The sequence below is a fragment of the Ornithinimicrobium pekingense DSM 21552 genome (assembly GCF_000421185.1).
In the GTDB taxonomy this organism is placed as follows: domain Bacteria; phylum Actinomycetota; class Actinomycetes; order Actinomycetales; family Dermatophilaceae; genus Ornithinicoccus; species Ornithinicoccus pekingensis.
In genome coordinates, this window is the sequence record NZ_ATWJ01000007.1 from 208,712 (window position 1) to 230,506 (window position 21,795).

The window sequence follows — 21,795 nt, forward strand, 5'->3', positions numbered from 1 at the left end:
GCACGCGGCATCGCCGGGGTCACCGGGGGGACCGTGCGCGCCATGACCGACACGGCCCGTGACCTGGAGCCCGAGCACCGACGCGACGGTGCCGGCTTCCTGCTGCTCGTGCTGGCCGTGGTGGTCGCGCTGCGGGAGTGGTGGACGCTCAGCGACGGACTCTTCGGCGACATCGTGCACGCGATGGCTGCCGGCACCTTCGGCCGGGTCGCGCTGGTGCTGCCGCTGGTCCTGTGCTTCTTCGCCGTGCGCCTGTTCCGCCGTCCGGACGAGTCCCAGGCCACCAACCGCATGACGATCGGCACCTCCGCGCTCCTGCTGGCCGCCTCGGGGATCACCCACCTGGCGACCGGGGCGCCGGACTACGCCGAGGGGCCGGCCGCGCTGCAGGCCGCCGGCGGCATCCTCGGGTTCATCGCCTCCTCCATCCCGGCCTCGGCGATCACGCCGCTGGGCGCCTACATCGTGCTGAGCCTGCTGGGTGTCTTCGGCTTCCTCGTGCTGACGCGCACCCCGGTGCACCGCATCCCCGACCGTCTGCGCGAGGTGGAGCACCAGCTCTTCGACTCCGCCCGCTTCGACGAGGTCGACCCGGTGACCGGCGAGGTGCGTCCGCGCCGCCGGCGGTCGCGCGCCGACCTCGACGAGCGCGACGGTGACGTCGCCTTCGAGCAGGCCGCGCAGGTCGAGCGGGGCAAGGGTGGGCGGTCCCTCAAGGCTTCCGCCCGGGGCGGGGCCAGGAAGGCGGCAGCCGACCCGGACGCCACCGGCGACGTCCCCGCTCCTCGCCGCGGCGCGCAGCGCCCGGGGGAGGAGCAGGCAGCCGTCGGCGAGGCCACCGAGGAGATCCCGGCCCTGCGGCCCGGTCAGAAGCGGCCCTCGCAGCCGTCGGCGGCCGAGAGGTCCAAGGCCCAGCTCGAGCCGCCCCCCACGACCCAGCTGCCGCAGCGCGTCGAGCAGCTGCAGCTGGCCGGGGACGTCACCTACACCCTGCCCGACTCCTCCATGCTCAAGCCGGGCAGCCCGCACAAGGAGCGCTCCGCGGCCAACGACCGCGTGGTGGACGCCCTCACCGGCGTCCTCGAGGACTTCAACATCGACGCCCAGGTCACCGGCTTCATGCGCGGGCCCACCGTCACGCGCTACGAGGTCGAGCTCGGCCCGGGCGTCAAGGTCGAGCGCATCACCGCGCTGTCCAAGAACATCGCCTACTCGGTCGCCTCGGCCGACGTGCGCATCCTCTCGCCCATCCCGGGCAAGTCGGCGGTCGGCGTGGAGATCCCCAACACCGACCGGGAGAACGTCAACCTCGGCGACGTGCTGCGTTCCCAGGCCGCCCGCAACAACACCCACCCGATGGTGATGGGTGTGGGCAAGGACGTCGAGGGCGGCTACGTCATCGCCAACCTGGCCAAGATGCCGCACATGCTCGTCGCGGGTGCCACGGGCTCGGGCAAGTCCAGCTTCGTCAACTCGATGATCACCTCGATCCTCATGCGCTCCACCCCCGACGAGGTGCGGATGATCCTCGTGGACCCCAAGCGGGTGGAGCTGACCGCCTACGAGGGGATCCCGCACCTCATCACGCCGATCATCACCAACCCCAAGAAGGCCGCGGAGGCCCTCGCCTGGGTGGTCAAGGAGATGGACCAGCGCTACGACGACCTGTCGGCGTTCGGCTACAAGCACATCGACGACTTCAACAAGGCCATCCGGGCCGGCAAGGTGCAGCCGCCTCCCGGCTCCGAGCGCGAGCTGGCGCCCTACCCCTACCTCCTCGTGGTCGTCGACGAGCTCGCGGACCTGATGATGGTGGCGCCGCGCGACGTCGAGGAGTCGGTCGTGCGCATCACCCAGCTCGCCCGCGCCGCCGGCATCCACCTCGTGCTGGCGACCCAGCGCCCGTCCGTCGACGTGGTGACGGGGCTGATCAAGGCCAACGTGCCCTCACGGATGGCGTTCGCGACCTCCTCGCTGGCCGACAGCCGGGTCGTGCTCGACCAGCCGGGGGCGGAGAAGCTCATCGGTCAGGGTGACGCGCTCTTCCTGCCGATGGGCGCCTCCAAGCCGATGCGCGTGCAGGGCGCCTGGGTGGCCGAGTCGGAGATCCACGACGTGGTCGCCCACGTGACCGGCCAGCTCAAGCCGACCTACGTGGAGGAGGTGACGGCGGCGCCGGCCAAGAAGCAGATCGACGAGGACATCGGCGACGACCTCGACCTGCTGCTGCAGGCGGCCGAGCAGGTCATCACCACGCAGTTCGGCTCGACGTCGATGCTGCAGCGCAAGCTGCGGGTCGGCTTCGCCAAGGCCGGGCGTCTGATGGACCTGATGGAGTCGCGCGGCATCGTCGGACCCTCCGAGGGCAGCAAGGCCCGGGACGTGCTCGTCCGGCCGGACGACCTGGAGGAGACGCTCGCGCTCCTGCAGGGGCAGGAGCCGCCCGCGAGGCCGGAGCCGGAGACCGACAGCGCCCCCTTCGACGCCGACGCCGCCGTGGTGGTGCCCGACGACGCCGAGGCGCAGGCGCCCGCCCCGTCCTTCGGCAGGAACACCCGCTACGACGGCGACCCCGTCTCCGGCACCTACGTCGAGGACGAGGACGACGAGGAGTCCGAGGACGCCTGGGGGCTCACCGGGCGGGACTGAGCGGCAGGCCCGTCACAGCCAGCCCGCCCGGTAGGCGACCGCGGCCAGGAGGGCGACGGCCGACAGTGCCAGGAGTGCACCTCGGGCCACCACCCCGACCGGCAGCATCGAGGCCAGCGCCAGGCCCGCCGACAGCCCGCCGAGGGAGACGACGTTGCGCATCCGACCCGCCACGTGGTGCGGGTCCCCGGGGAGGAACCCCCGGGCCCAGGACTCGAGCACGAGTCCCACGGCCACCACCGCGACCACGCCCGCGACGGCATACCTCAGCACGGGGACCCTGGCTGCGCTCGCACGCTGATCAGGGTAGCGAGCGCAGGTGCTCGTCGATGAGGTCGGCGACGGCCTGCTGCCCCCGGGCCGTGGGGTGGTAGGCCTCGGGAGGCCGGGCGCGGTGGTCGCCCCAGAAGCCGAAGGTGAGGATCCACGGATCGTCGCTGCCCACGCCGTGGCCCTCGAACGCCTCGGTCGGGTCGACGAAGGTGAAGCCGTGGTGCTCGGCGTGCTCCCGCAGACGCTCGTTGAGCTCCGCGCCGCGCCGGTTCATCCATGCGGCCTCCTCGGCGGAGAACACGATCCCGTCGTAGTCCGGGTCGAACAGCAGCGGGTAGCCGACCACGACCACGTGAGCCCCGTCCCCGGTGCGTGCGCGGATGTCGGCGTAGACGGCACCCAGCCCGCCCTCGCCCGGGCCGGGGCCGAACAGGTCCAGGAGGTTCTGGTCCCAGCGGCTGCTGGCCGGGTCCTGCGGGTCCTGGGGGTCCGTCCAGTGCCCGATGCAGTCCTCCACCGAGGAGCCGCCGACGGGGGCGCAGGACATCAGCACGGCGGCGAACTGCATGTCGTTGCCGCCCATCGAGACCACGACCATCGAGGTGTGCTCGCCGAGCGACTCTCGTTGCGCGAGCTCGTCGTTGCCCTGGGTCTCGTCCCAGTATTCGACGGTGCGGGCGCCCGAGCAGGAGGCGAAGGTCGAGTTGTCGCCGGCGAACCAGTGGGCGCTGACCTGGTGGAAGGCGGCGTTGCCCGACCGGTGGCACATGTTCCTGGGCGCAGGGGTACGCCCCTGCAGGTCCTCCCACCAGGTGTTCTCACCCGTCCGGTCCGTCGCCGGGTCGTAGTCCCGCGCTCCCTCGCCGGAGCCGTAGCTGTCGCCGAGAAAGACCAGGCCACCCCGGGTCACGTCGGCGCGTGTCCACCGCCGGTCGAGGTAGGGGTCCGCGTCCGCCGCCGCCTCCGCACCGCCCGCCACCGCGACGTCCGGGCAGTCCGGGCCTCCCAGCGGGGCGGTGACGGTGCAGACCGCGCGCTGCCCGAGCCCGACCAGCGCGGAGGCGACGCCAGGGGCACCGAGCATCAGCATGGTGACGACCAGGGAGGCGACCAGCGTGACCCCGACCCACTCGAGGGTGGCCGCCCCTGCCTCGTCGGGCCCTCCTGTCCCTGGACGACGCCGCTGCGTGGTGGCCCTGCCGCCGCCCCGGCCCCCCGGCCCGATCACCTCCTCAGTCCTGGGGGTCCGTCGCGGGCAGCACGTCCAGGAGCAGCTGCGGCCCCGCCCGGCCGAGCAGGTCTGCGTGCGAGAACCAGTGCCAGCCCGTCTCCAGCGGGGCCAGGGCGACATGGCGCACCATCCCGGTCTGCTCGGTGGTCTCGGTCCAGACCGTCCAGCCGTCGGGGGCGCCGGGCACCGGGGTGACGGACACGTCGACCTCACCGTCACCCTGCCCGACCTCGCTCCCGTCCTCGGCGACGCCGTAGCCGTCGCAGGAGGCCACCGCCTCGACCGCGGCCCGCGCCGCGTCGCGACCGTGGACGCCCGGGAAGAGGTGGACCTCCGACTCGAGGTAGCCGGCGTCCAGGTAGGCCCAGCGCCGCTGGGCCGCGTCGACCGGCTCGACGGGGTCGAGCTGCACGCCGCAGACCTCGGTCCGCCAGTGCGGGCCGTCGGGCGGCGCCGGGGCCCAGGCGGTGGGCAGCTCCAGGGACGTCGGCACCAGCGCCAGCGCGGACCCGTCACCGCCGGGCATCAGCCCCGGCTCGCCGGCCGGGACCGCGGAGGGGGGTGCCGTTCCGGCGGCGTCCTCGGGCGCGCGGGCCGTTCTGCCCGACGCCGCCGGTCCCATGTCGGCGGCGTCGGGCTGGCCCCCAGGCACCGGTGTCCCGTCCGGTGCTGGGCCGGTGGGTGGCGCCGTCCCGCACGCACCCAGAACCACGGCGACCCCGACGAGGCCGAGCCACCTCAGCGTCTGGCTCGCGATCACCGCCGTGGTCCCCATGAGGCAACCCTTCCGCACGGTCGCCGCGAGGTCATGGGCCCGGAGCACCGGATCTCACCCCGTCGCCTGGGCCCACGATTAGGTCCGGGGGCTCAGGCCCGGCCTACACTCGGGACCATGCCTGCCCGTTCCGTCGCCGTCGTCACCCTGGGCTGCACGCGCAACGAGGTCGACTCCGAGGAGCTGGCGGGGCGCCTGGCGGCCGAGGGCTGGACGCTGGTGGACGACGCCGCGCAGGCCGACGTCGCGGTGGTCAACACCTGCGGTTTCGTCGAGCAGGCCAAGAAGGACTCGATCGACGCGCTGCTGGAGGCCAACGACCTCAAGCGGACCGGGCGCACCCAGAAGGTCGTGGCCGTGGGCTGCATGGCCGAGCGCTACGGCGAGCAGCTGGCGGCCGAGCTGCCGGAGGCCGACGCCGTCCTGGGCTTCGACTCCTACGCCGACATGTCCGGGCACCTGCGCCGCGTGCTGGCAGGCGAACGCCCCGCCTCGCACGTGCCGAGGGACCGTCGCTCGCTGCTCCCCCTGGCCCCGGCGGCACGGGGTGCCGCGGGCGCCGGTGTCGCGCTGCCCGGGCACCAGCAGGCGGCCCGGCAGGAGCCGGGCACCCCGCTCGCCGACGTGACCCCTCCCACGGGGCCGCGCGTGGTGCGCGCCCGGCTCGACGGCCGGCCGTGGGCCCCGCTGAAGATCGCCTCCGGGTGCGACCGCAGGTGCGCCTTCTGCGCCATCCCGATGTTCCGCGGTGCCTTCGTGTCGCGCCGGCCCGAGGAGATCCTCGCCGAGGCACGCTGGCTGGGGGAGCAGGGCGTCCGCGAGGTCTTCCTGGTCAGCGAGAACACCACCTCCTACGGCAAGGACCTGGGCGACCTGCGCCTGGTGGACCGGCTCCTGCCCGAGCTCGCCGCGACCCCGGGCATCGAGCGGGTGCGGGTGTCCTACCTGCAGCCGGCCGAGGTGCGCCCCGACCTGCTCGACGCGATGGCCTCGACGCCGGGGATCGCGCCCTACTTCGACATCTCCTTCCAGCACGCCAGCGGGCCCCTGCTGCGCAGGATGCGCCGCTTCGGCGACCGCGTCTCCTTCCTCGGGCTGCTCGACGACGTGCGCCGGCGGCTCCCGGAGGCCGGGGTGCGGACCAACGTCATCGTCGGCTTCCCCGGCGAGACCGAGGACGACCTCGCCGAGCTGACCGCCTTCCTCGAGGCCGCGCGGCTGGACGTGGTCGGGGTCTTCGGCTACTCCGACGAGGACGGCACCGAGGCCGAGGGCTACGACGGCAAGCTCGACGAGGCGACGATCGCCTCGCGCGTCGCGGCCGTCAGCGCCCTGGTGGAGGAGCTGACCGCCCAGCGCGCCGAGGAGCGGGTCGGCACCGTGGTCGAGGTCCTCGTCGAGGGCGTCGAGGACCCCGACGACCCGCGCCTGGTGGGGCGCGCCGGCCAGCAGGGACCCGACGTCGACGGGGTGACCTACCTGGAGGACGAGCACGGGGGTATGCCGTCGCTGCGGCCCGGCGAGCTCGTGCAGGCACGTGTGGTGGCCAGCGAGGGGGTCGACCTCGTCGCCGTGCCGCTGGTGGGCACCGTGGATAGGGTCTGAGGCGTGATCGGTCCTCACGACCCCGACGGTCCGGACATCGCGACCGCGCCGGTCGCCCCGCGGGCGACACCGTGGAACGTGCCCAACGCCCTGACGGTGCTGCGGATCCTCATGGTCCCGGTCTTCGGGTGGCTGCTCCTCGCCCACGGCGGAGAGGACACGGCCTGGCGCTGGTGGGCCACGGCCGTGTTCGTCGTCGCGATCGCCACCGACTGGGTGGACGGCTTCCTGGCCCGCAGGGACGGGCTGATCACCGACTTCGGCAAGCTCATGGACCCGATCGCCGACAAGGCGCTCATGGGGACCGCGCTCATCGGCCTGTCCGTGCTGGGTCTGCTGCCCTGGTGGGTGACCGTCGTGATCCTGGTGCGTGAGCTCGGGATCACGCTCATGCGGTTCGTCGTCATCCGGCGCGGCGTCATCCCGGCGAGCCGCGGCGGCAAGCTCAAGACCGTGCTGCAGGCCCTCGGGCTGACCCTCATGGTCGCCCCGCTCGGCGGCCTGCCGGGCACCCTCGGGCTGTGGATCATGTACGCCGCCGTCGTCGTGACGGTCGCCACCGGCGTCGACTACGTCCTGCAGGCCGTGCGGGGCGGGGCCGACCGCACGTCCCGGCGGTGACGGAGGACCCCGCCTCCCGGGTCGTGCACCTGCTGCGGGCCCGGGGCGAGTCGGTGGCCGCGGCCGAGTCGCTGACCGGCGGGCTGGTCTGCGCCGCCCTGACCGACGTCCCCGGGGCGAGCGCGGTCGTGCGGGGCGGCGTCGTCGCCTACGCCGCGGAGGTGAAGCGGGACGTCCTGCGGGTGCCGCCCGAGCTGCTGGCCCGGCACGGCACGGTCTCTGCGGAGTGCGCCGCGGCGATGGCCGAGGGGGTGCGCTCGCTGACGTGTGCCGGGTGGGGGGTGGCCACCACCGGCGTCGCGGGACCGGACCCCAGCGAGGGCCACCCGGTCGGCACCGTCCACGTGGCGGTCGCCGGGGAACACGGCACGACCACCCGGGCGTTGCACCTGTGCGGCTCACGGACCGGGGTCCGGCTGGCCACCGTGGCTGGGGCGCTGGCTCTGCTGGAGGAGTCCGTCGCCGCCTCGGGGGGCGCGGGCGGTACGGTAGGACATCCGGATCCGGCCGCCTGCCGAGACACCGACACCGACGAGGGCTAGCCTTTCGTCACAGGACGAGGACGAAGGAGGGAAGAGGACATGGTGCTGCTGCGACGTGAGCTGGGAGACGTCCTGCGCGAGAGACGTCAGGGCCAGGGGCGCACGCTGCGTGAGGTCAGCGCCGAGGCGTCCTGCTCCCTCGGTTACCTCTCCGAGGTGGAGCGGGGGGAGAAGGAGGCGTCCTCCGAGCTGCTGGCCTCGATCTGCAAGGCGCTCGACGTGCCGCTGTCCCAGATGCTCTCGGACGTGGCAGACCGGGTGAGCCTGGCGGAGGCCGCGACGACCCAGATGACGACCGTCCTGACCGAGGGCCTGGCCACGCCGATCAGCCGCGGCGAGGTCGTGCGCGGTGCGGGGCGTCGCACCGTCGTCTCCGCCGCCTGACCCGCCACCGACGTCCGACCGGCGACCCGGGAGGACCGCTAGGCGTAGCGTGACCGGCCGTGGCCCAACGGGGTCTGGCGCGCCCCGTCGTCGCCCGGCGCCCGCCCGCCCTGACAGGTCGGGCAGTAGAACATCACCCGTTCCCGCGGCTGCTGCCCGATCGGTGCCAGCCGGACCGTGGTGCCGCACCGCTTGCACGGCAGCCCCATCCGGCCGTGCACCCAGGCGTCGTCGGCGTTGACGTCCGCACGCCCGGTCACCGTCGTCCGTCCGGTGCGGCAGGACAGGACCAGCAGGTGCCGCGCCGTGGACAGCACCTCCGCCACGACCTCCGCGCCGACCTCACCCACCGGGGTCCAGGGGTTGATGCCGTGCACGAAGAGCGGCTCGGCGGTGAAGATCGTCCCCATGCCCGCCACGTTGCGCTGGTCGAGGAGAGCCTCGGTGACGGTCCGCGCCGGGTCAGCGAGCACGTTACGCAGGGCGAGCGCGGCGTCATACCCGGGGTCCAGCAGGTCCGGGCCGAGGTGGCCGACCACCCGGTGCTCCTCGCTGGTGCGGACCAGGTCGAGCATGCCCAGACTGTCCCCGACGGCCACACGTGCGCCGGTCCAGACCAGGGCCCGGACGGTATGGCGCGCGCCCAGGGCACGGCGGCGCCCGACGGGGTGCACGCGCCAGGACCCCTCCATCCGCAGGTGGCTGTGCAGCGTGAGGTCGTCCTCCATCCGGTGCAGCAGGTGCTTGCCGCGTGGTACGACCTCGAGCGTGCGCCGCCCGGACAGGTCCGCGGTCGCCAGCGCCGGCACCCTCAGGTCGCTGCCCTCGACCAGCTCGCCGGCCAGCGCCGTGTGCAGCCGGCGGGCCGTCCGCCAGACCGCGTCACCCTCGGGCACGGTGCTCCCGGTCCTGGGCGTGGTACTCGGGGTTGGGCACCATGCCCAGGGCGGTGGAGACCCGGTTGGTCATGTTGAACATCCCGATGACCTGGACCGCCTCCAGGATCTGGTGGTCGTCGAGCCCGACGGCGCGCAGGGGCTCCAGGTCCGCGGGGGTGACGTCGGCCGGCCAGAGGGTGAGCTTCTCGGCGTAGGCGGCTAGCGCCGCCTCCCGCTCCGGCAGCGCAGCCTGGCGCCAGCTCACCGCCACCAGGTCGGCCGTGACCGGGTCCTGGGTGTGGTGGCGCAGCGCCGCACCGTGCGAGACCGTGCAGTAGGTGCAGCGGTTGAGCCCGCTGACGACGACCGCGAGCAGCTCGCGCTCGGCGTTGGTCAGGTACCCCTCCTTGTTGACGAGGAGGTTGAAGTAGCTCCACCAGGCCTGGAACTGCTCGCCGTTGTAGGCCTGCGCCACGAAGACGTTGGGCACGAAGCCGAAGACCTCCAGCGACCGGTCCCACAGCCGCCGCACGCCCTCCGGCACGTCCTCGCGGTCGGGCAGCGGGAGGGCGGAGATGCGGGGGTCGGCCACGGCGCTCATGGGCTCAGGGTAGGTCAGCCGGGACGGCTGTCGCGGGGTCGGCTGCGCCCGGTGCGCGGGGGCGCCTGCGGCCCCGGGGCAGAGCCGTCACGAGCAGGCCCGCCACCACCACCGCGATGCCGACGGCGGTCAGCCACGAGAGCCGCTCGTGCAGCAGCAGGACGCCCAGCAGGGTGGCCGTCACCGGCTCGGCCAGCGACAGGGTGCCCACCGTCCGTGCGCTCAGCCGCGCCAGACCGTGCTGGAAGAGGAGGTAGGAGAGCCCGGTGGCGACGACACCGAGCCACAGGACCATCGCCAGCCCCGGCCCGGTGAGGAGCCAGCCCAGGTCGGTCAGCAGCAGGGTGGGCAGCAGCAGGGCGGCTCCTGCGCCGAAGAACCACGCCATGACCCGCACGCCGTGGGCCCCGCGCAGGAGCAGGGTCCGACCCGCCACGGTGTAGCCGGCGTACGACGCGCCGGCTCCGGCGGCGGCGGACACCCCCAGGAGGTCGACCGAGACCCCGGAGCCACCGGCGCCCAGCACGAGCAGCACGACGCCGGCCACCGCGGTCGTCGTGGACAGCGCCCACCTGCGGTCCGGGCGCTCCCCGAGCACCAGTCCCAGCACCCCGGTCGCCAGTGGCGCCACGCCGAGGGCGACGACGGTGCCGACCGCCACCCCCGCACGTGCGACCCCCACGAAGAAGCAGGCCTGGTAGGCGGCGACGCACAGCCCACCCAGCAGCAGGAGCACGCCGACGGGCAGCCGCCCGGGGACCACGGGACCGGCGGCGGCCCGCCCCGGACCCGCGGCCGCGAGCAGGCCCAGGACGAGGGCGCCGAGCGTGATGCGCAGCGCGCCGACCGAGACCGGGTCGGTGCCGTCGGGGCCGAGCGCCTGCGCGGTGCCGGTCGTGCCCCACAGGGCGGCCGCGCCCACCGCGGCGAGGAGGGCGGCGGTCGTGCCGGTGGGTCGTGTCACCGGGTCATTCGACCACAGCGGGCCGTGCGCGCCGCTCGGTTCCTCGAGCACATCACCGTGGTGACGGGGGAGGCGCCGGGGCGCCTACCGCCGCAGCCGCAGCCCCTGGGGGGCCGTGTGGAACCCGGCCTCGACCAGTGCAGACGCCAGCGGCGAGTCCGAGCCGAGGGCCCCGGCACCGTCGATCCGCGCCACCGTCAGCCCGGCGAGGGCGCCGGAACGCACGGCACCCACCAGCGCCGCCGCGACGACGGCCCACGCGGGCCTCGGCTCGAGGTGGTCGGGCACGCGGAAGGTGAGGGCGCTGCGGCCGCCCCGCTCGAGGTAGAGCAGCAGCGAACCGTCGACCAGCACCACCATCGCCCCGGCCTTGCGCCCGGGACGGTGGGCGGGACCCTCGTCGCCCTCGGTGCCGGCCCCGCCGCGCTCGGGCCAGGGGATGCTGGCGCCGAACGGGCTGGCGGGGTCGCTGGCGGCCAGCAGCACGACCTCCGGCTGGCGGCCGGGCTGGTCGCGGTCGCCCTCGAGCGCCCGCAGCCGGTCGATCGCGCCGGCGGTGCCGAACTGGGCCGCGCCCAGGCCCTCCACGACGTAGCCGCGGCGTACCCGTCCGGCCTCCTCGGCACCGGCCAGCACGCGGTAGACGCCGGCGAAGCCGCCGGGGACCCCCTCCGCGACGACCGAGCCGCGCGTGAGCACCCCGTAGCGGTCCAGCAGCTGCTCGGCGGTGGCCAGCGCGCGCACCGTTCCCTCCGGCTCCGGCGGGGGCAGGAGCGACCACCGGCCGACGGCGCTGGGTGGCCCCGACCGCACCGGCATCGCGGGACGCGAGGGCCGGTTGGCCAGGGCGACGGAGGACCGTGACCAGCGACCGGCGCGCGGTGCGCGGCGGGACCGGTGCGCGGTGCGCCCGCCTGCGAGCAGGGCACGCACGGGGGCGAAGGTGTCGGCGCTGACGTGGCCCGCCCACACGAGGTCCCACAGCGTGGTCAGCAGCGCTGAGTCGTCGGTGGAGGCGACGGCGTCGGACAGCGCGCGGAAGAAGTAGGCGCCACCGGGGACGCGGGCCAGCAGCTCGAGCACCTGCCGGGCCGTCTCCGTCTCGACCGGCTCCGGCCCGGCCAGCGTCAGGTCGGCGGTGTCGGCGAGGTGCAGGGAGACCCACCCGTCGTCACCGGGCAGCCCGCCGTGACCCTGCCACAGCACCTCGCCGGCCGTCATCAGCTCGTCGAGCAGGGCGGGGGAGTAGTCACGGACGCGGGCGGGCAGCACGAGCGTCTCGACCGCAGAGGCGGGCAGGCGCGCCCCGGAGAGCTGCTCGACGGCCCGCAGGACCCCCTCGGTCCCGCGCAGCCGCTCACCCTCACCGGTACCCAGGCCGGTCGCCCCCTGCCAACGCGGCAGGAAGCGTCCGTAGGCCGCCTGCGTGACCGGCTCGACCTCCTCGCGCAGCGCGGCCAGGGAGCGCCGGCGCAGCAGCCGCAGCACCTCGGCGTCGCACAGGTCCTCCGAGCCGGTGCCGTGCGGCACGAGCGCGCCCTCCACGAGTCGGCCGGAGGAGACGAGCCGTCGGGCGGCGTCGCGCACGACGGCGGCCCCCAGCCCGAGCCGGGCGGACAGCTCCGCGAGCGTGAAGGGAGTGTGGGTGCGCGCGTAACGGACGACGAGGTCTCCGAGGGGGTCCTCGATGCCCTCGAGGTAGGCGGCCGGCACGCCGACGGGGATGGCCGTGCCGAGGGCGTCGCGCAGCCGGGCGGCGTCCTGGGCGTCGGCCCACCGCTGCTCCCCGCCGACCCGGACCTCGATGACGCGGCGGGCCTCGGCCAGCTCGGCCAGCCAGCCCTCCACGTCGGCCCGGACCTCCTCGCGGGTGCGGGCCGCCGCCTCGGCGGTGGTCAGCGGCCCCAGGACGCGCAGCAGGTCCAGCACGTCCTGGGCGTCGCGTGCGGCCCGCTCCGGGGCCAGCCGCTGCAGCTCGGCGTGGGTGCGGGCGACGACCTCGGGATCGAGCAGGTCGCGCAGCGAGGCGCCCTCACCGCGCCCGAGGAGCTCGGCCAGCAGCGAGGGGTCCAGGGACAGGGCCGCCGCACGGCGCTCGGCCAGCGGCGAGTCGCCCTCGTAGAGGAACTGGGCGACATACCCCATGAGCAGCGAGCGCGCGAAGGGCGAGGGGGAGGGGCTGGTCACCGACACGACGCGCACCTCGCGGCTCGCGACCCGGCGCATCAGGTCGACCAGCGCGGACACGTCGTAGACGTCCTGGACCACCTCACGGACGGCCTCGAGCACGATGGGGAAGGTCGGGTAGCGGGAGGCGACCTCCAGCAGCTGGGCCGAGCGCTGACGCTGCTGCCACAGCGGCTGACGGCGTCCGGGGTTGCGGCGGGGCAGGAGCAGGGCCCGGGCCGCGCACTCACGGAAGCGCGAGGCGAACAGCGCAGAGCCACCGATCTCCTGGGTGACCAGGTCGGCGACCTCGTCGGGGTCCAGCGTGAGCAGCTCGGCGATCTCGGCGTCGAGCCGCGCCTCCTCGGCGCGCTCCCCGCCGCTCTCGCCCGGGCCGGACCCGTCCCAGGCCCCCAGGTCGGGCAGGCGCAGCACGATCCCGTCGTCGGCGGCCATGGCCTGCACGTCGGTGCCGTAGCGCTCCCGCATCCGCGCGGCCAGGCACAGCGCCCACGGCCCGTGCACCGGGCGGCCCCAGGGCGAGTGCACGACCACGCGCCAGTCGCCGATCTCGTCGCGGAACCGCTCGACGACCACGGTGCGGTCGTCGGGCAGGTGGGCCACGGCCTCGCGCTGCTCGTGCAGGTAGGTCACGAGATTGTCGGCGGCCCAGGGGTCCAGCCCGCGGCCCGTGAGGTCGGACACGGCCGCCTCGCGTGGCGTGCCGCCGGTCTCGCGCACGAACGCCCCCACGGCGGCGCCCAGCTCGGCCGGGCGGCCCTGGGCCTCGCCCTTCCAGAACGGCAGGCGGCCGATCTGCCCGGGGGCGGGCGTGACGAGCACCTGGTCGTGGGTGATGTCCTCGATCCGCCAGCTCGTGGTGCCGAGCGTGAAGACGTCCCCGACGCGCGACTCGTAGACCATCTCCTCGTCGAGCTCGCCGACGCGCCGCCCGGGGCCCTCCCCGGTGGCGAGCATCACGGCGTACAGGCCGCGGTCGGGGATGGTGCCGCCCGAGGTCACGGCGAGCAGCTGCGCGCCGCGGCGGGCGGTGAGCCGGTCGGTGACGCGGTCCCACTCGACGCGGGGCCGCAGGTCGGCGAAGTCCTCGCCCGGGTAGCGCCCGGCGAGCATGTCGAGCACCGCCTCGAACAGCGGGCGCGGGAGCGCGGAGAACGAGGCGGAGCGGCGCACCAGGTCGAACAGCTCGCTGACCGCCCACTCGTCCATGGCCACCATCGCCACGACCTGCTGCGCCAGCACGTCGAGGGGGTTGGCCGGGACGTGCAGCTCCTCGATCAGCCCGGCCCGCATGCGGTCGACGACGACGGCGGTCTGGACCAGGTCGGCGCGGTGCGTGGGGAAGAACACGCCCTCGCTGACCGCACCCACCTGGTGCCCCGCCCGGCCCACGCGCTGCAGGCCCGAGGCCACGCTCGGCGGGCTGGCCACCTGGACGACCAGGTCGACCGCACCCATGTCGATGCCCAGCTCGAGGCTGCTCGTGGCGACCACCGCGGGCAGCCGCCCGGTCTTGAGGGCGTCCTCGATGACCGCCCGCTGCTCCTTGCTCACCGAGCCGTGGTGCGCGCGGGCGAGCACCGGCGGCGCCCCGCCGGCCGAGCCCGCCTGGCCCATGACCTGCGCGGGCGGGCTCGCCGCGCGCGTTGCGCCGGCCCCCCCGGGCGGCCCGTCCTCGTCGGAGCCGTCGGCGTGCCGCTCGTCCCACCCCTCGTTGAGGCGCGAGGTGAAGCGCTCGGCGACCCGGCGGGAGTTGGTGAACACCAGGGTGGAGGTGTGCCGCTCGATGAGGTCGGCGACCCGGCGCTCCAGGTGCGGCCAGATCGAGGCGCGCTCCTCGGGGTCGACAGCCGGCTGCCAGACGTCGCCCTCCGCGCCCTCCAGGTCGGGCAGGACAGGGCCGGTGCCCGTGCCGGAGGTCGAGGTCGTGGGTCGCGGGGCACCCTGCGCGGCCCAGTCGTCGACCCGGTCGGCGAGGTCCCGGGCGTCGGCGCGCGAGGCGCGCGCACCGCCGGCCCCGCCCGGCAGCTCGGCCGCGCCGGGGTCGGCCATGTCCGGGACGGGGACGACGACCTGCAGGTCCCAGCGCTTGGTGGACGGGGGCTGCACCGTGGTGACCGGCCGCCCGCCGGCGAGGTAGCGCGCCACCTCCTCCACCGGGCGGACGGTGGCGGACAGCCCGATGCGCTGGGCGGGGCGCTCGAGCAGCGCGTCCAGCCGGTCGAGGGTGACGGCCAGGTGCGCGCCGCGCTTGGTGCCGGCCACGGCGTGGACCTCGTCGACGATGACGGACTCGACCCCGGTCAGCGCGGAGCGGGCCTGGGAGGTCAGCAGCAGGAAGAGCGACTCCGGCGTCGTGATGAGGATCTCGGCGCCGTCCTTGGCGAACGCGCGCCGTTGCGCGGCGGGGGTGTCCCCGGACCGGACGGCCACCGAGACCTGCGGCGACGGCATACCGAGGCGGGTCGCGGCGTGCCCGATGCCCACGAGCGGGGAGCGCAGGTTGCGCTCGACGTCGACGGCGAGGGCCTTGAGCGGCGAGACGTAGAGGACGCGGCAGCGGCCGCGGGGCTCGGACGATGCCGGGCGCGACCCCCGGTCGGTCGCCGGCGGGACGGCGGCCTCGGCGCCGTGCCCGGCCACGATGCGGTCGATCGCCCACAGGAACGCCGAGAGGGTCTTGCCCGAGCCGGTCGGGGCGACGACCAGCGTGTGCTCCCCCCGGCTGATCGCGTCCCAGGCGCCCGACTGCGCGGACGTCGGCCCGGGGAAGGACGCGTCGAACCAGGCCCGGGTCGCGGGCGAGAACCGGTCGAGGACCGGGGTGGAGGTCTCCGGGCTGGTCACCCGCTCACTGTGCCACCCGGCACCGACACAGGTGTGCTGGAACCGCCGTCAGTCGCGGTCGCCGGACTGCGGCACGAGCCGGCGCCGCTTCGTCAGGTCGACGCGGTTGCCGTAGGCCCCGGTCACCGGCGGCACGGCCGGACGCTCGAGGTCACGCACCTCGTGGTGCAGGGTGCGGTAGGTGGGGCGCCACAGCTTCATCGCCATGAGCAGCTTCTGCCACCAGGCGAGGTCCTGACGAGTGGTCACGCTTCCTCCAGTGCGGCCGGTCCGATGTCCGGGCCATCCTCTCACCCCCGGGCCCGCGACGGCACGTCCGGGGCCGGCCCGCCGAAAACACCTGGAGGGCGCCCGTGCGGCGGCCCTACGCTCAGAGGCGGTATGCGCGACTTCCCACCCACCGTGACCGCCTGGGCCTCCCCGGGCTCCGCCGGCGAGCCCGACACCCGGGGCCCCGGCCGCTTCCTGTGGTGGCTCGTGCGCCAGCAGCCCGACCTCATCGTCGCCGCCTGCCTGTGCAGCCTGGCGTGGATGCTGCCCACGGCACTCACCCCGTGGGTCTTCGGGCGCGCGATCGACGAGGGCATCGTGCCCGGCGACCGCGGGCAGGTGCTCCTGTGGAGCGCGGTCCTGCTGGTGGTCACGCTGGTGGGCGCCAGCAGCGGCGTCTTCTACCACACGGTCGTGGTGCGGTCCTGGCTCGTGGCGTCCTACGGGCAGACGCTCATGGTCACCCACAAGACGGCCCGGCTGGGGCACGTGCTGACCCGTCGGGCCCCCGCCGGGGAGGTGCTGTCGGTCAGCGGCGGGGACGGCGAGCAGTTCGGCCACTTCGTCGAGATCGTCTCGCGGCTCGTCGGCAACCTCGTGGCCTACCTGCTGGTCGCCGTCATCGTGCTGCAGATCTCCGTGCCGCTCGGCCTTGTCGTGCTCCTCGTCGCACCGCTGCTGGTCGTCGTCTCCACCGTGCTGCTGCGGCCGCTGTCAGCCGCGCAGACCCGGGAGCGGTCGCGCGACTCCGAGCTGACCACGATGGCCACCGACATCGTCGCGGGGCTGCGGATCCTGCGCGGCATCGGCGGCGAGCGCATCTTCGGCGACAACTACGCGCGGCAGTCGCAGCGGGTCCGGTCCGCGGGCGTGCAGGCCGGTGGCTGGGCGGCCTTCGTCGAGGCGGTCGGCGTCTTGCTCTCCGGCCTCTTCGTCGTCGCGCTGCTGGTGCTGGGGGTGCGGGCGGTCGGCCGGGGCGACCTGCAGATCGGCCAGCTGGTCACCTTCCTCGGCTACGCCGTCTTCCTCGTCCAGCCGATCCGCGTCGTCTTCGAGGCGGCCCAGCAGATCACCCGGTCCTTCGTCTCGGCCCGCAAGACCATCGGCGTGCTCGGCACGCCCGACCCGTGGCCCGGACGGCCCCCCGCCGAGCTGGACGCCGGGGGTGACCTCGTCGACGAGGCCTCGGGGCTGCGGGCGCGCCCCGGCAGGCTCACGATGGTGGTCAGCGCCGTGCCCGACGACACGGCGGCCCTGGCCGACCGGCTGGGGCGCTACCTGCCCGCGGACGACACGCTCACGACCCCCGAGGACGACGAGGCGACCGGTCGGGCCGCACGCCGTGCACGCCTCGAGCGCGAGACCGCGCGCGCCGAGCTCGCCGGGCGCGACGCGGAGCGGGCCGAGCGGCCGTGGGGCGTGCACCTGGGCGGCGTCGACCTCTCCCGGCTGCCCCTGGAGGTCGTGCGCCGCACGGTCGTGGTCAGCGACACCCGGGCGCACGTGTTCGCAGGGACGCTGCAGGACGCGGTCGACCCGCACCACCGGCTGACCCGTGAGCAGGCGGAGGAGGCGCTGCACGCCGCCGCGGCCGAGGACGTCTTCGACATCCTGCCCGGCGGCTGGCAGGGCGTGCTGGACGAGCGCGGCCGGGGACTGTCCGGCGGTCAGCGCCAGCGGCTCGTGCTGACCAGGGCGCTCGCCACCGACGCGCCGGTCCTGGTCCTCGTCGAGCCCACCTCGGCGGTCGACGCGCACACCGAGGCACGGATCGCCGCGCGGCTGCCCGGGCACCGCCGAGGCCGCACCACCGTGGTGATGACCGCCTCCCCGCTGCTGCTGCACCATGCCGACGAGGTCGCCTTCGTCGAGGACGGCCGGGTGGTCGCCACCGGCACCCACGACGAGCTCGTCGCCTCGTGCGAGGGCTACCGCCGCACGGTGCTGCGCGGCGAGCGGGAGCCCGCGTCGGCCCCGGTCGGGACCGGTCGCGACGGGGCCACCAGCCCGGACGACGGGAGCACCTGGGGACCGGCCGCGCCCGCGGGGCAGCAGCACGTCATACCCGAGCACCGCCCGGAGGAGGTGACCTCACCGTGACTCTCGGCACCGGGCTGGGCGCGGACTCGGCCCGCACCTGGCGCGACCCCGCCGACCGGCCGCCGCCGGTCCCGGAGGCGCTGCGGCCCCCCGCCCCGGGCACGGTCGGTCCGCGCGAGCGGCACCGGCTGCTGTGGGAGCGGCACCGGCTGCGCCGCGAGCGCGCCCTGACCCACCTGCGCGAGAGCCAGGACCCCGAGCGCGGGCTGCCGGTCGCCCCGCCCGGCACGGTGGTGCGCTACCTGCGCGGACTGCTGCGACGACGCGCCGGGCTGGTGGTCGTGGTGACGCTCGCCAACGCGCTCGCCGCCGCGGCCGGCCTGGCGGTGCCCCTGCTGCTGGGCCGCCTCGTCGACGTGGTGGTCGAGGCGGACGGTCGTCCCGGAGCGGGCGTCGTCACCGACCTTGCGCTGCTCGTCGTCGGTGTCCTCGTCGCGCAGGCGGTGCTGACCTACCTGGCCAAGTGGCTGGCGGCGGTGCTGGGGCAGGGGGTCCTGGCCGAGGCGCGCGAGCACGTGGTCCGGGCCGTCCTGCGGCTGCCGCTGGGCAAGGTCGAGTCGGCCAGCACCGGCGACCTCGTCACCCGGGTCACCCGCGACGTGGGGTCGATGAGCAGCGCCGTGCGCTGGGCGCTGCCGGAGTTCATCATCGGCGTCGTCACCGTGCTGCTGACCGTGGTGGCGATGGTGCTCAACTCCTGGGCGCTGGCCGTGCCGACGCTGGTGACCGCCTCGCTGTCCCTGTGGCAGGTGCGCCGCTACCTGCAGCACGCCCCGGCCGCCTACCTGCTGGAGGGCGCCACCTACTCCCTCATCAACAGCACGCTCAGCGAGACGGTCGAGGGCGCCCGCACGGTGGAGGCCCTCGGTCTGCAGCCCGAGCGCCGGCGCGCGGCCGCCGACGACATCGAGGTCAGCTCCCAGGCCGAGCGCTACGGCCTCGTGCTGCGCAACATCCTCTTCGTCGTCATGGACATGGCCTTCTCCCTGCCACGGGTCATCACGCTCGTCGTTGGCGCGGTCCTCTATGCCCGCGGCGTCGTCACCCTCGGTCAGATCACCGCGGCGATGCTCTACATCGAGACCTTCTACGGCCCGTTCGACCGGCTCGTCGGCACGATCGACGAGCTCCAGGTCGGCATCGCCTCGACCACCCGCCTGCTGGGGATCGCCGAGGTGCCGCCCGACCGGACCCCCGGCGAGGCCCTGCCCGCGGGCCGCGAGCTCGTCGGGCGGGGGCTGCGCTACGCGTACCGGGAGGGCCAGGACGTGCTGCACGGCATCGACCTGACCCTCCGGCCGGGGGAGCGGCTGGCGGTCGTCGGCCCCTCGGGCTCGGGCAAGTCCACCCTGGGCAGGCTGCTCTCCGGCATCCACGGACCCGGCAGCGGGTCGGTCACGGTCGGTGGTGTGGAGCTGGTGCGCCTGCCGCTCGACGCGCTGCGCCGCGAGGTGGCCCTCGTCACCCAGGAGCACCACGTCTTCCGCGGGTCGGTGCGCGACAACCTCGTGCTCGCCCGGGAGGGCGCCTCCGACGACGAGGTATGGCGTGCGCTGGCCACCGTGGACGCCAGCACCTGGGTGGCGGCGCTGCCGCGCGGGCTGGACACCGTCCTGGGCGCGGGCAACCAGGTGCTGACGCCGGCGCAGGCGCAGCAGGTGGCGCTGGCCCGGCTGATCCTGGCCGACCCGCACACGCTGGTGCTCGACGAGGCGACGTCGCTGATCGACCCGCGCACGGCGCGGCACCTCGAGGGGTCGATGAGCGCGCTGCTGACCAACCGGACGGTGGTGGCGATCGCGCACCGGCTGCACACGGCGCACGACGCCGACCGGATCGCGGTCGTGCAGGACGGCCGGATCGTCGAGCTGGGCAGCCACGACGAGCTGATGGAGGCTGACGGGGAGTACGCCGCGCTCTGGCGGGCCTGGACCAGCTGAGGAGCCGCCGGGGCCGCCGGTTGTGTCGGCCCCGGCGCCCCAGGTCCTCAGTCCGGGTCGGTGGCGTGCTTGCCGATCGTGCGCGGCCGCAGCCGCTCGTCGGCCTTCTGCCGCAGGCGGCGGGGCGTCAGACCGTGCTGGCGGTTGTAGCCGTCGATGATCGCCTCGCGCAGCTCCTGGGCGGTGTCCCAGGGGTCGGGGTGGTCCTGCACGATCGTGTCGACGAGGCCCTGGGCCCGCAGGTCGTCGGCCGAGGCACGCATCGTCTCCAGCGTCATCGCGACCTGCTCGACCGTCGGGTTGGACTCGTTGTAGAGGATCGTGGCGGTGGAGCGCGGCTCGGAGACGAAGCCCAGCGCGCTGTCCAGCATGACCGTGTGCCGGCCGAAGGGCGTCGTCGCCAGCCCCCCTCCGCTGCCCATGGCGCCGGTGATGACCGACACGGTCGGGAAGGGGTGGGAGGCGGAGGTCTTGATGCTCTGCGCGATCGCCCGCGACTGGCCGCGGCGCTCGGCCGCCATGGTGGGCAGCGCCCCCAGGGTGTCGGTGAAGAAGACGATCGGCAGGCCCCACCGCTGGGCGGCCTGCATCATCCGCACGCCGTACTCGAAGTCCTCCGGACCGGGGTTGGCCGGGCGCTTGCCGACGTAGCCCGGGGAGACCCGGTAGCAGGGCTGGTCGCCGATGACCATGAAGGTCTGCTCGCCGATCGTGCCCAGACCGGCGATGACGTTGGGGTACTTCTTCTCCTCCTCGAAGCGCACGTGGTTGTAGAAGGGGACGGCCGAGTCGAAGACGGTCTGGAGGAGGAACTCGGTGTCGAGGCGCCCCGCGCCCGCGGCGATCTCGTTGTAGCGCGCCATCAGCGCCTCACGGGTGGCCATGTCGGGCCGGTCGCGCCGGTCGCGCGGCAGCTGCACGGTCACCAGGGGGACCTGACGGTCCCACAGGGCGGCGGAGAAACCCTCCGGTCCGGCGGTCATCGCGCGCCCGTCGGGGGCGACGTCCCCGGGACGGCTGACCGTCCCGGCCCGCCCGGGGCGGATGCGGGAGGAGGAGCGGCCCGCGGTGAAGATGCGGGACAGGAACTCGTTGAGCTCGTCGACGTCCTTGACGAGGACGTCGACGTTGCGGTCGAGATAGTTGGCCTCGGCCGACTGCATGCCGCGGGGGACCTGCTTGCCCTCGAAGGTCTCGATCACGCGGCGCCCGGCGAAGCCGTAGTCGGTGCCCTCCAGCGCCACGACGAGGTCGGCCACCGGGACGGCGCTCGCCGACATCCCGCCCCACACCTGGCCGGCCAGCACCGAGATGTAGGGGCGGTTGGTGGTGTGCTGGAACTTGTTGGCGGCGGCCGCCATGCGCTGCATCTGCACCAGGCCGAGCACGTTCTCGTGCTGGCGCACCCCCGAGGAGGCGCCCATGCTCACCAGGGGGAGCTTCTCCTTCTCGGCGAGCTCGGCAGCCTGGACGAACTTCTCCCCGGCGACCTCACCCAGGGAGCCGGCGAAGAAGGACCAGTCGACGACGTAGACGACCGCGCGCTGGCCGTGGAAGTGGCCGATGCCGAACTTGGCCGACTCCGTGGCGCCGCTGCGGGCCTCGGCGTTGAGCAGCTTGTCCTTGTAGTGCTCGATGGTGTCGCCCACCCGGCGCTGGAGGCCGATGAGGTCGTCGACCACGCGCATGTGGCCGTGCCGCTCCTGCAGGTTGACCGCCTCGAGGAAGGCGCGGATCGCCTGCGTGGGGTTCAGGCCCGGCCGACCCTCGTAGAGCGTGGCGACGGTGCGCTGCACCACCGGGCGGCGGTCGAGGAGCTCGGGGGTGACGCCGCCGTCACCGGTGAGGTAGTCCTCGTGGGGATCGGCCTCGTGGCCGGTCGGGTCGGTGCGCTCCCGCGGGTCGCTCATTGCGGCAGGTTAACCCGT

General features: G+C 74.7%; 16 protein-coding genes. 7 read left to right on the forward strand and 9 right to left on the reverse strand.

Features of this window, described 5'->3' with window-relative positions; genetic code table 11:
• Window positions 1–42 precede the first annotated feature (42 nt).
• Window positions 43–2,649, forward strand: coding sequence for an FtsK/SpoIIIE family DNA translocase (locus K330_RS18820; protein WP_156875690.1), 2,607 nt, complete (start codon window positions 43–45; stop codon window positions 2,647–2,649).
• Between the two features lie 12 nt (window positions 2,650–2,661).
• On the opposite strand, the gene K330_RS0103115 is transcribed toward K330_RS18820, so the two are convergent.
• From K330_RS0103115 to K330_RS0103125, 3 genes are read right to left on the reverse strand one after another with little or no spacing between them, the layout of a single operon-like run.
• Window positions 2,662–2,922 carry a hypothetical protein gene (locus K330_RS0103115; RefSeq protein ID WP_029202259.1) on the reverse strand — a complete coding sequence of 87 codons (261 nt, stop codon included), beginning with the start codon at window positions 2,920–2,922 and terminating at the stop codon, window positions 2,662–2,664.
• 28 nt (window positions 2,923–2,950) lie between these two features.
• Window positions 2,951–4,150: an SGNH/GDSL hydrolase family protein gene (locus K330_RS0103120; RefSeq protein ID WP_022920399.1), complete on the reverse strand. Its 1,200-nt coding sequence runs from the start codon at window positions 4,148–4,150 to the stop codon at window positions 2,951–2,953.
• A gap of 4 nt (window positions 4,151–4,154) precedes the next feature.
• A complete protein-coding gene (locus K330_RS0103125; protein WP_022920400.1) occupies window positions 4,155–4,928 on the reverse strand; it encodes a hypothetical protein in 774 nt (257 codons plus the stop codon).
• A gap of 117 nt (window positions 4,929–5,045) precedes the next feature.
• Here K330_RS0103125 and rimO point away from each other — a divergent pair, with 117 nt between their 5' ends.
• The 4 genes from rimO to K330_RS0103145 are packed head-to-tail and all read left to right on the forward strand — an operon-like array spanning window position 5,046 to window position 8,080.
• Window positions 5,046–6,533 (forward strand): 30S ribosomal protein S12 methylthiotransferase RimO, encoded by a 1,488-nt coding sequence (gene rimO / locus K330_RS0103130; RefSeq protein WP_022920401.1) that lies wholly within the window; start codon window positions 5,046–5,048, stop codon window positions 6,531–6,533.
• 3 nt (window positions 6,534–6,536) lie between these two features.
• Window positions 6,537–7,154: a CDP-diacylglycerol--glycerol-3-phosphate 3-phosphatidyltransferase gene (gene pgsA / locus K330_RS0103135; RefSeq protein WP_022920402.1), complete on the forward strand. Its 618-nt coding sequence runs from the start codon at window positions 6,537–6,539 to the stop codon at window positions 7,152–7,154.
• Window positions 7,151–7,696, forward strand: a complete 546-nt coding sequence (locus K330_RS0103140; RefSeq protein WP_029202261.1) for a CinA family protein — start codon at window positions 7,151–7,153, stop codon at window positions 7,694–7,696. Before pgsA ends, K330_RS0103140 begins: the two co-directional genes overlap by 4 nt.
• Before the next feature lie 39 nt (window positions 7,697–7,735).
• Window positions 7,736–8,080: a helix-turn-helix domain-containing protein gene (locus K330_RS0103145; protein ID WP_022920404.1), complete on the forward strand. Its 345-nt coding sequence runs from the start codon at window positions 7,736–7,738 to the stop codon at window positions 8,078–8,080.
• Between the two features lie 38 nt (window positions 8,081–8,118).
• On the opposite strand, the gene K330_RS0103150 is transcribed toward K330_RS0103145, so the two are convergent.
• The 5 genes from K330_RS0103150 to K330_RS0103170 all read right to left on the reverse strand — a co-directional run bounded on the left by K330_RS0103150 (window position 8,119) and on the right by K330_RS0103170 (window position 15,806).
• Window positions 8,119–8,976 (reverse strand): DNA-formamidopyrimidine glycosylase family protein, encoded by an 858-nt coding sequence (locus K330_RS0103150; RefSeq protein WP_022920405.1) that lies wholly within the window; start codon window positions 8,974–8,976, stop codon window positions 8,119–8,121.
• Window positions 8,963–9,559, reverse strand: a complete 597-nt coding sequence (locus tag K330_RS18825; RefSeq protein ID WP_022920406.1) for a peroxidase-related enzyme — start codon at window positions 9,557–9,559, stop codon at window positions 8,963–8,965. Before K330_RS18825 ends, K330_RS0103150 begins: the two co-directional genes overlap by 14 nt.
• 4 nt (window positions 9,560–9,563) lie before the next feature.
• Entirely contained in the window at window positions 9,564–10,523 is a 960-nt protein-coding gene (locus tag K330_RS18830) for a DMT family transporter (protein ID WP_022920407.1), read from the reverse strand.
• An 84-nt stretch (window positions 10,524–10,607) separates the two neighbouring features.
• Window positions 10,608–15,557, reverse strand: coding sequence for an Lhr family helicase (locus tag K330_RS0103165; RefSeq protein WP_022920408.1), 4,950 nt, complete (start codon window positions 15,555–15,557; stop codon window positions 10,608–10,610).
• Between the two features lie 48 nt (window positions 15,558–15,605).
• Complete coding sequence (locus tag K330_RS0103170) at window positions 15,606–15,806, reverse strand: hypothetical protein (protein ID WP_022920409.1); 201 nt, start codon at window positions 15,804–15,806, stop codon at window positions 15,606–15,608.
• Between the two features lie 132 nt (window positions 15,807–15,938).
• Between K330_RS0103170 and K330_RS18835 the strand changes: the two genes are divergently transcribed.
• Together K330_RS18835 and K330_RS0103180 are read left to right on the forward strand one after the other, a co-directional pair.
• Window positions 15,939–17,927 carry an ABC transporter transmembrane domain-containing protein gene (locus K330_RS18835; RefSeq protein WP_022920410.1) on the forward strand — a complete coding sequence of 663 codons (1,989 nt, stop codon included), beginning with the start codon at window positions 15,939–15,941 and terminating at the stop codon, window positions 17,925–17,927.
• On the forward strand, window positions 17,924–19,867 hold the full coding sequence (locus K330_RS0103180) for an ABC transporter ATP-binding protein (RefSeq protein ID WP_022920411.1): 1,944 nt from the start codon (window positions 17,924–17,926) through the stop codon (window positions 19,865–19,867). The genes K330_RS18835 and K330_RS0103180 overlap by 4 nt, the downstream gene beginning before the upstream one ends.
• A 47-nt stretch (window positions 19,868–19,914) precedes the next feature.
• Here the strand turns inward: K330_RS0103180 and K330_RS0103185 are convergent, their stop codons facing one another.
• Entirely contained in the window at window positions 19,915–21,777 is a 1,863-nt protein-coding gene (locus K330_RS0103185; RefSeq protein WP_022920412.1) for a carboxyl transferase domain-containing protein, read from the reverse strand.
• Window positions 21,778–21,795 lie beyond the last annotated feature (18 nt).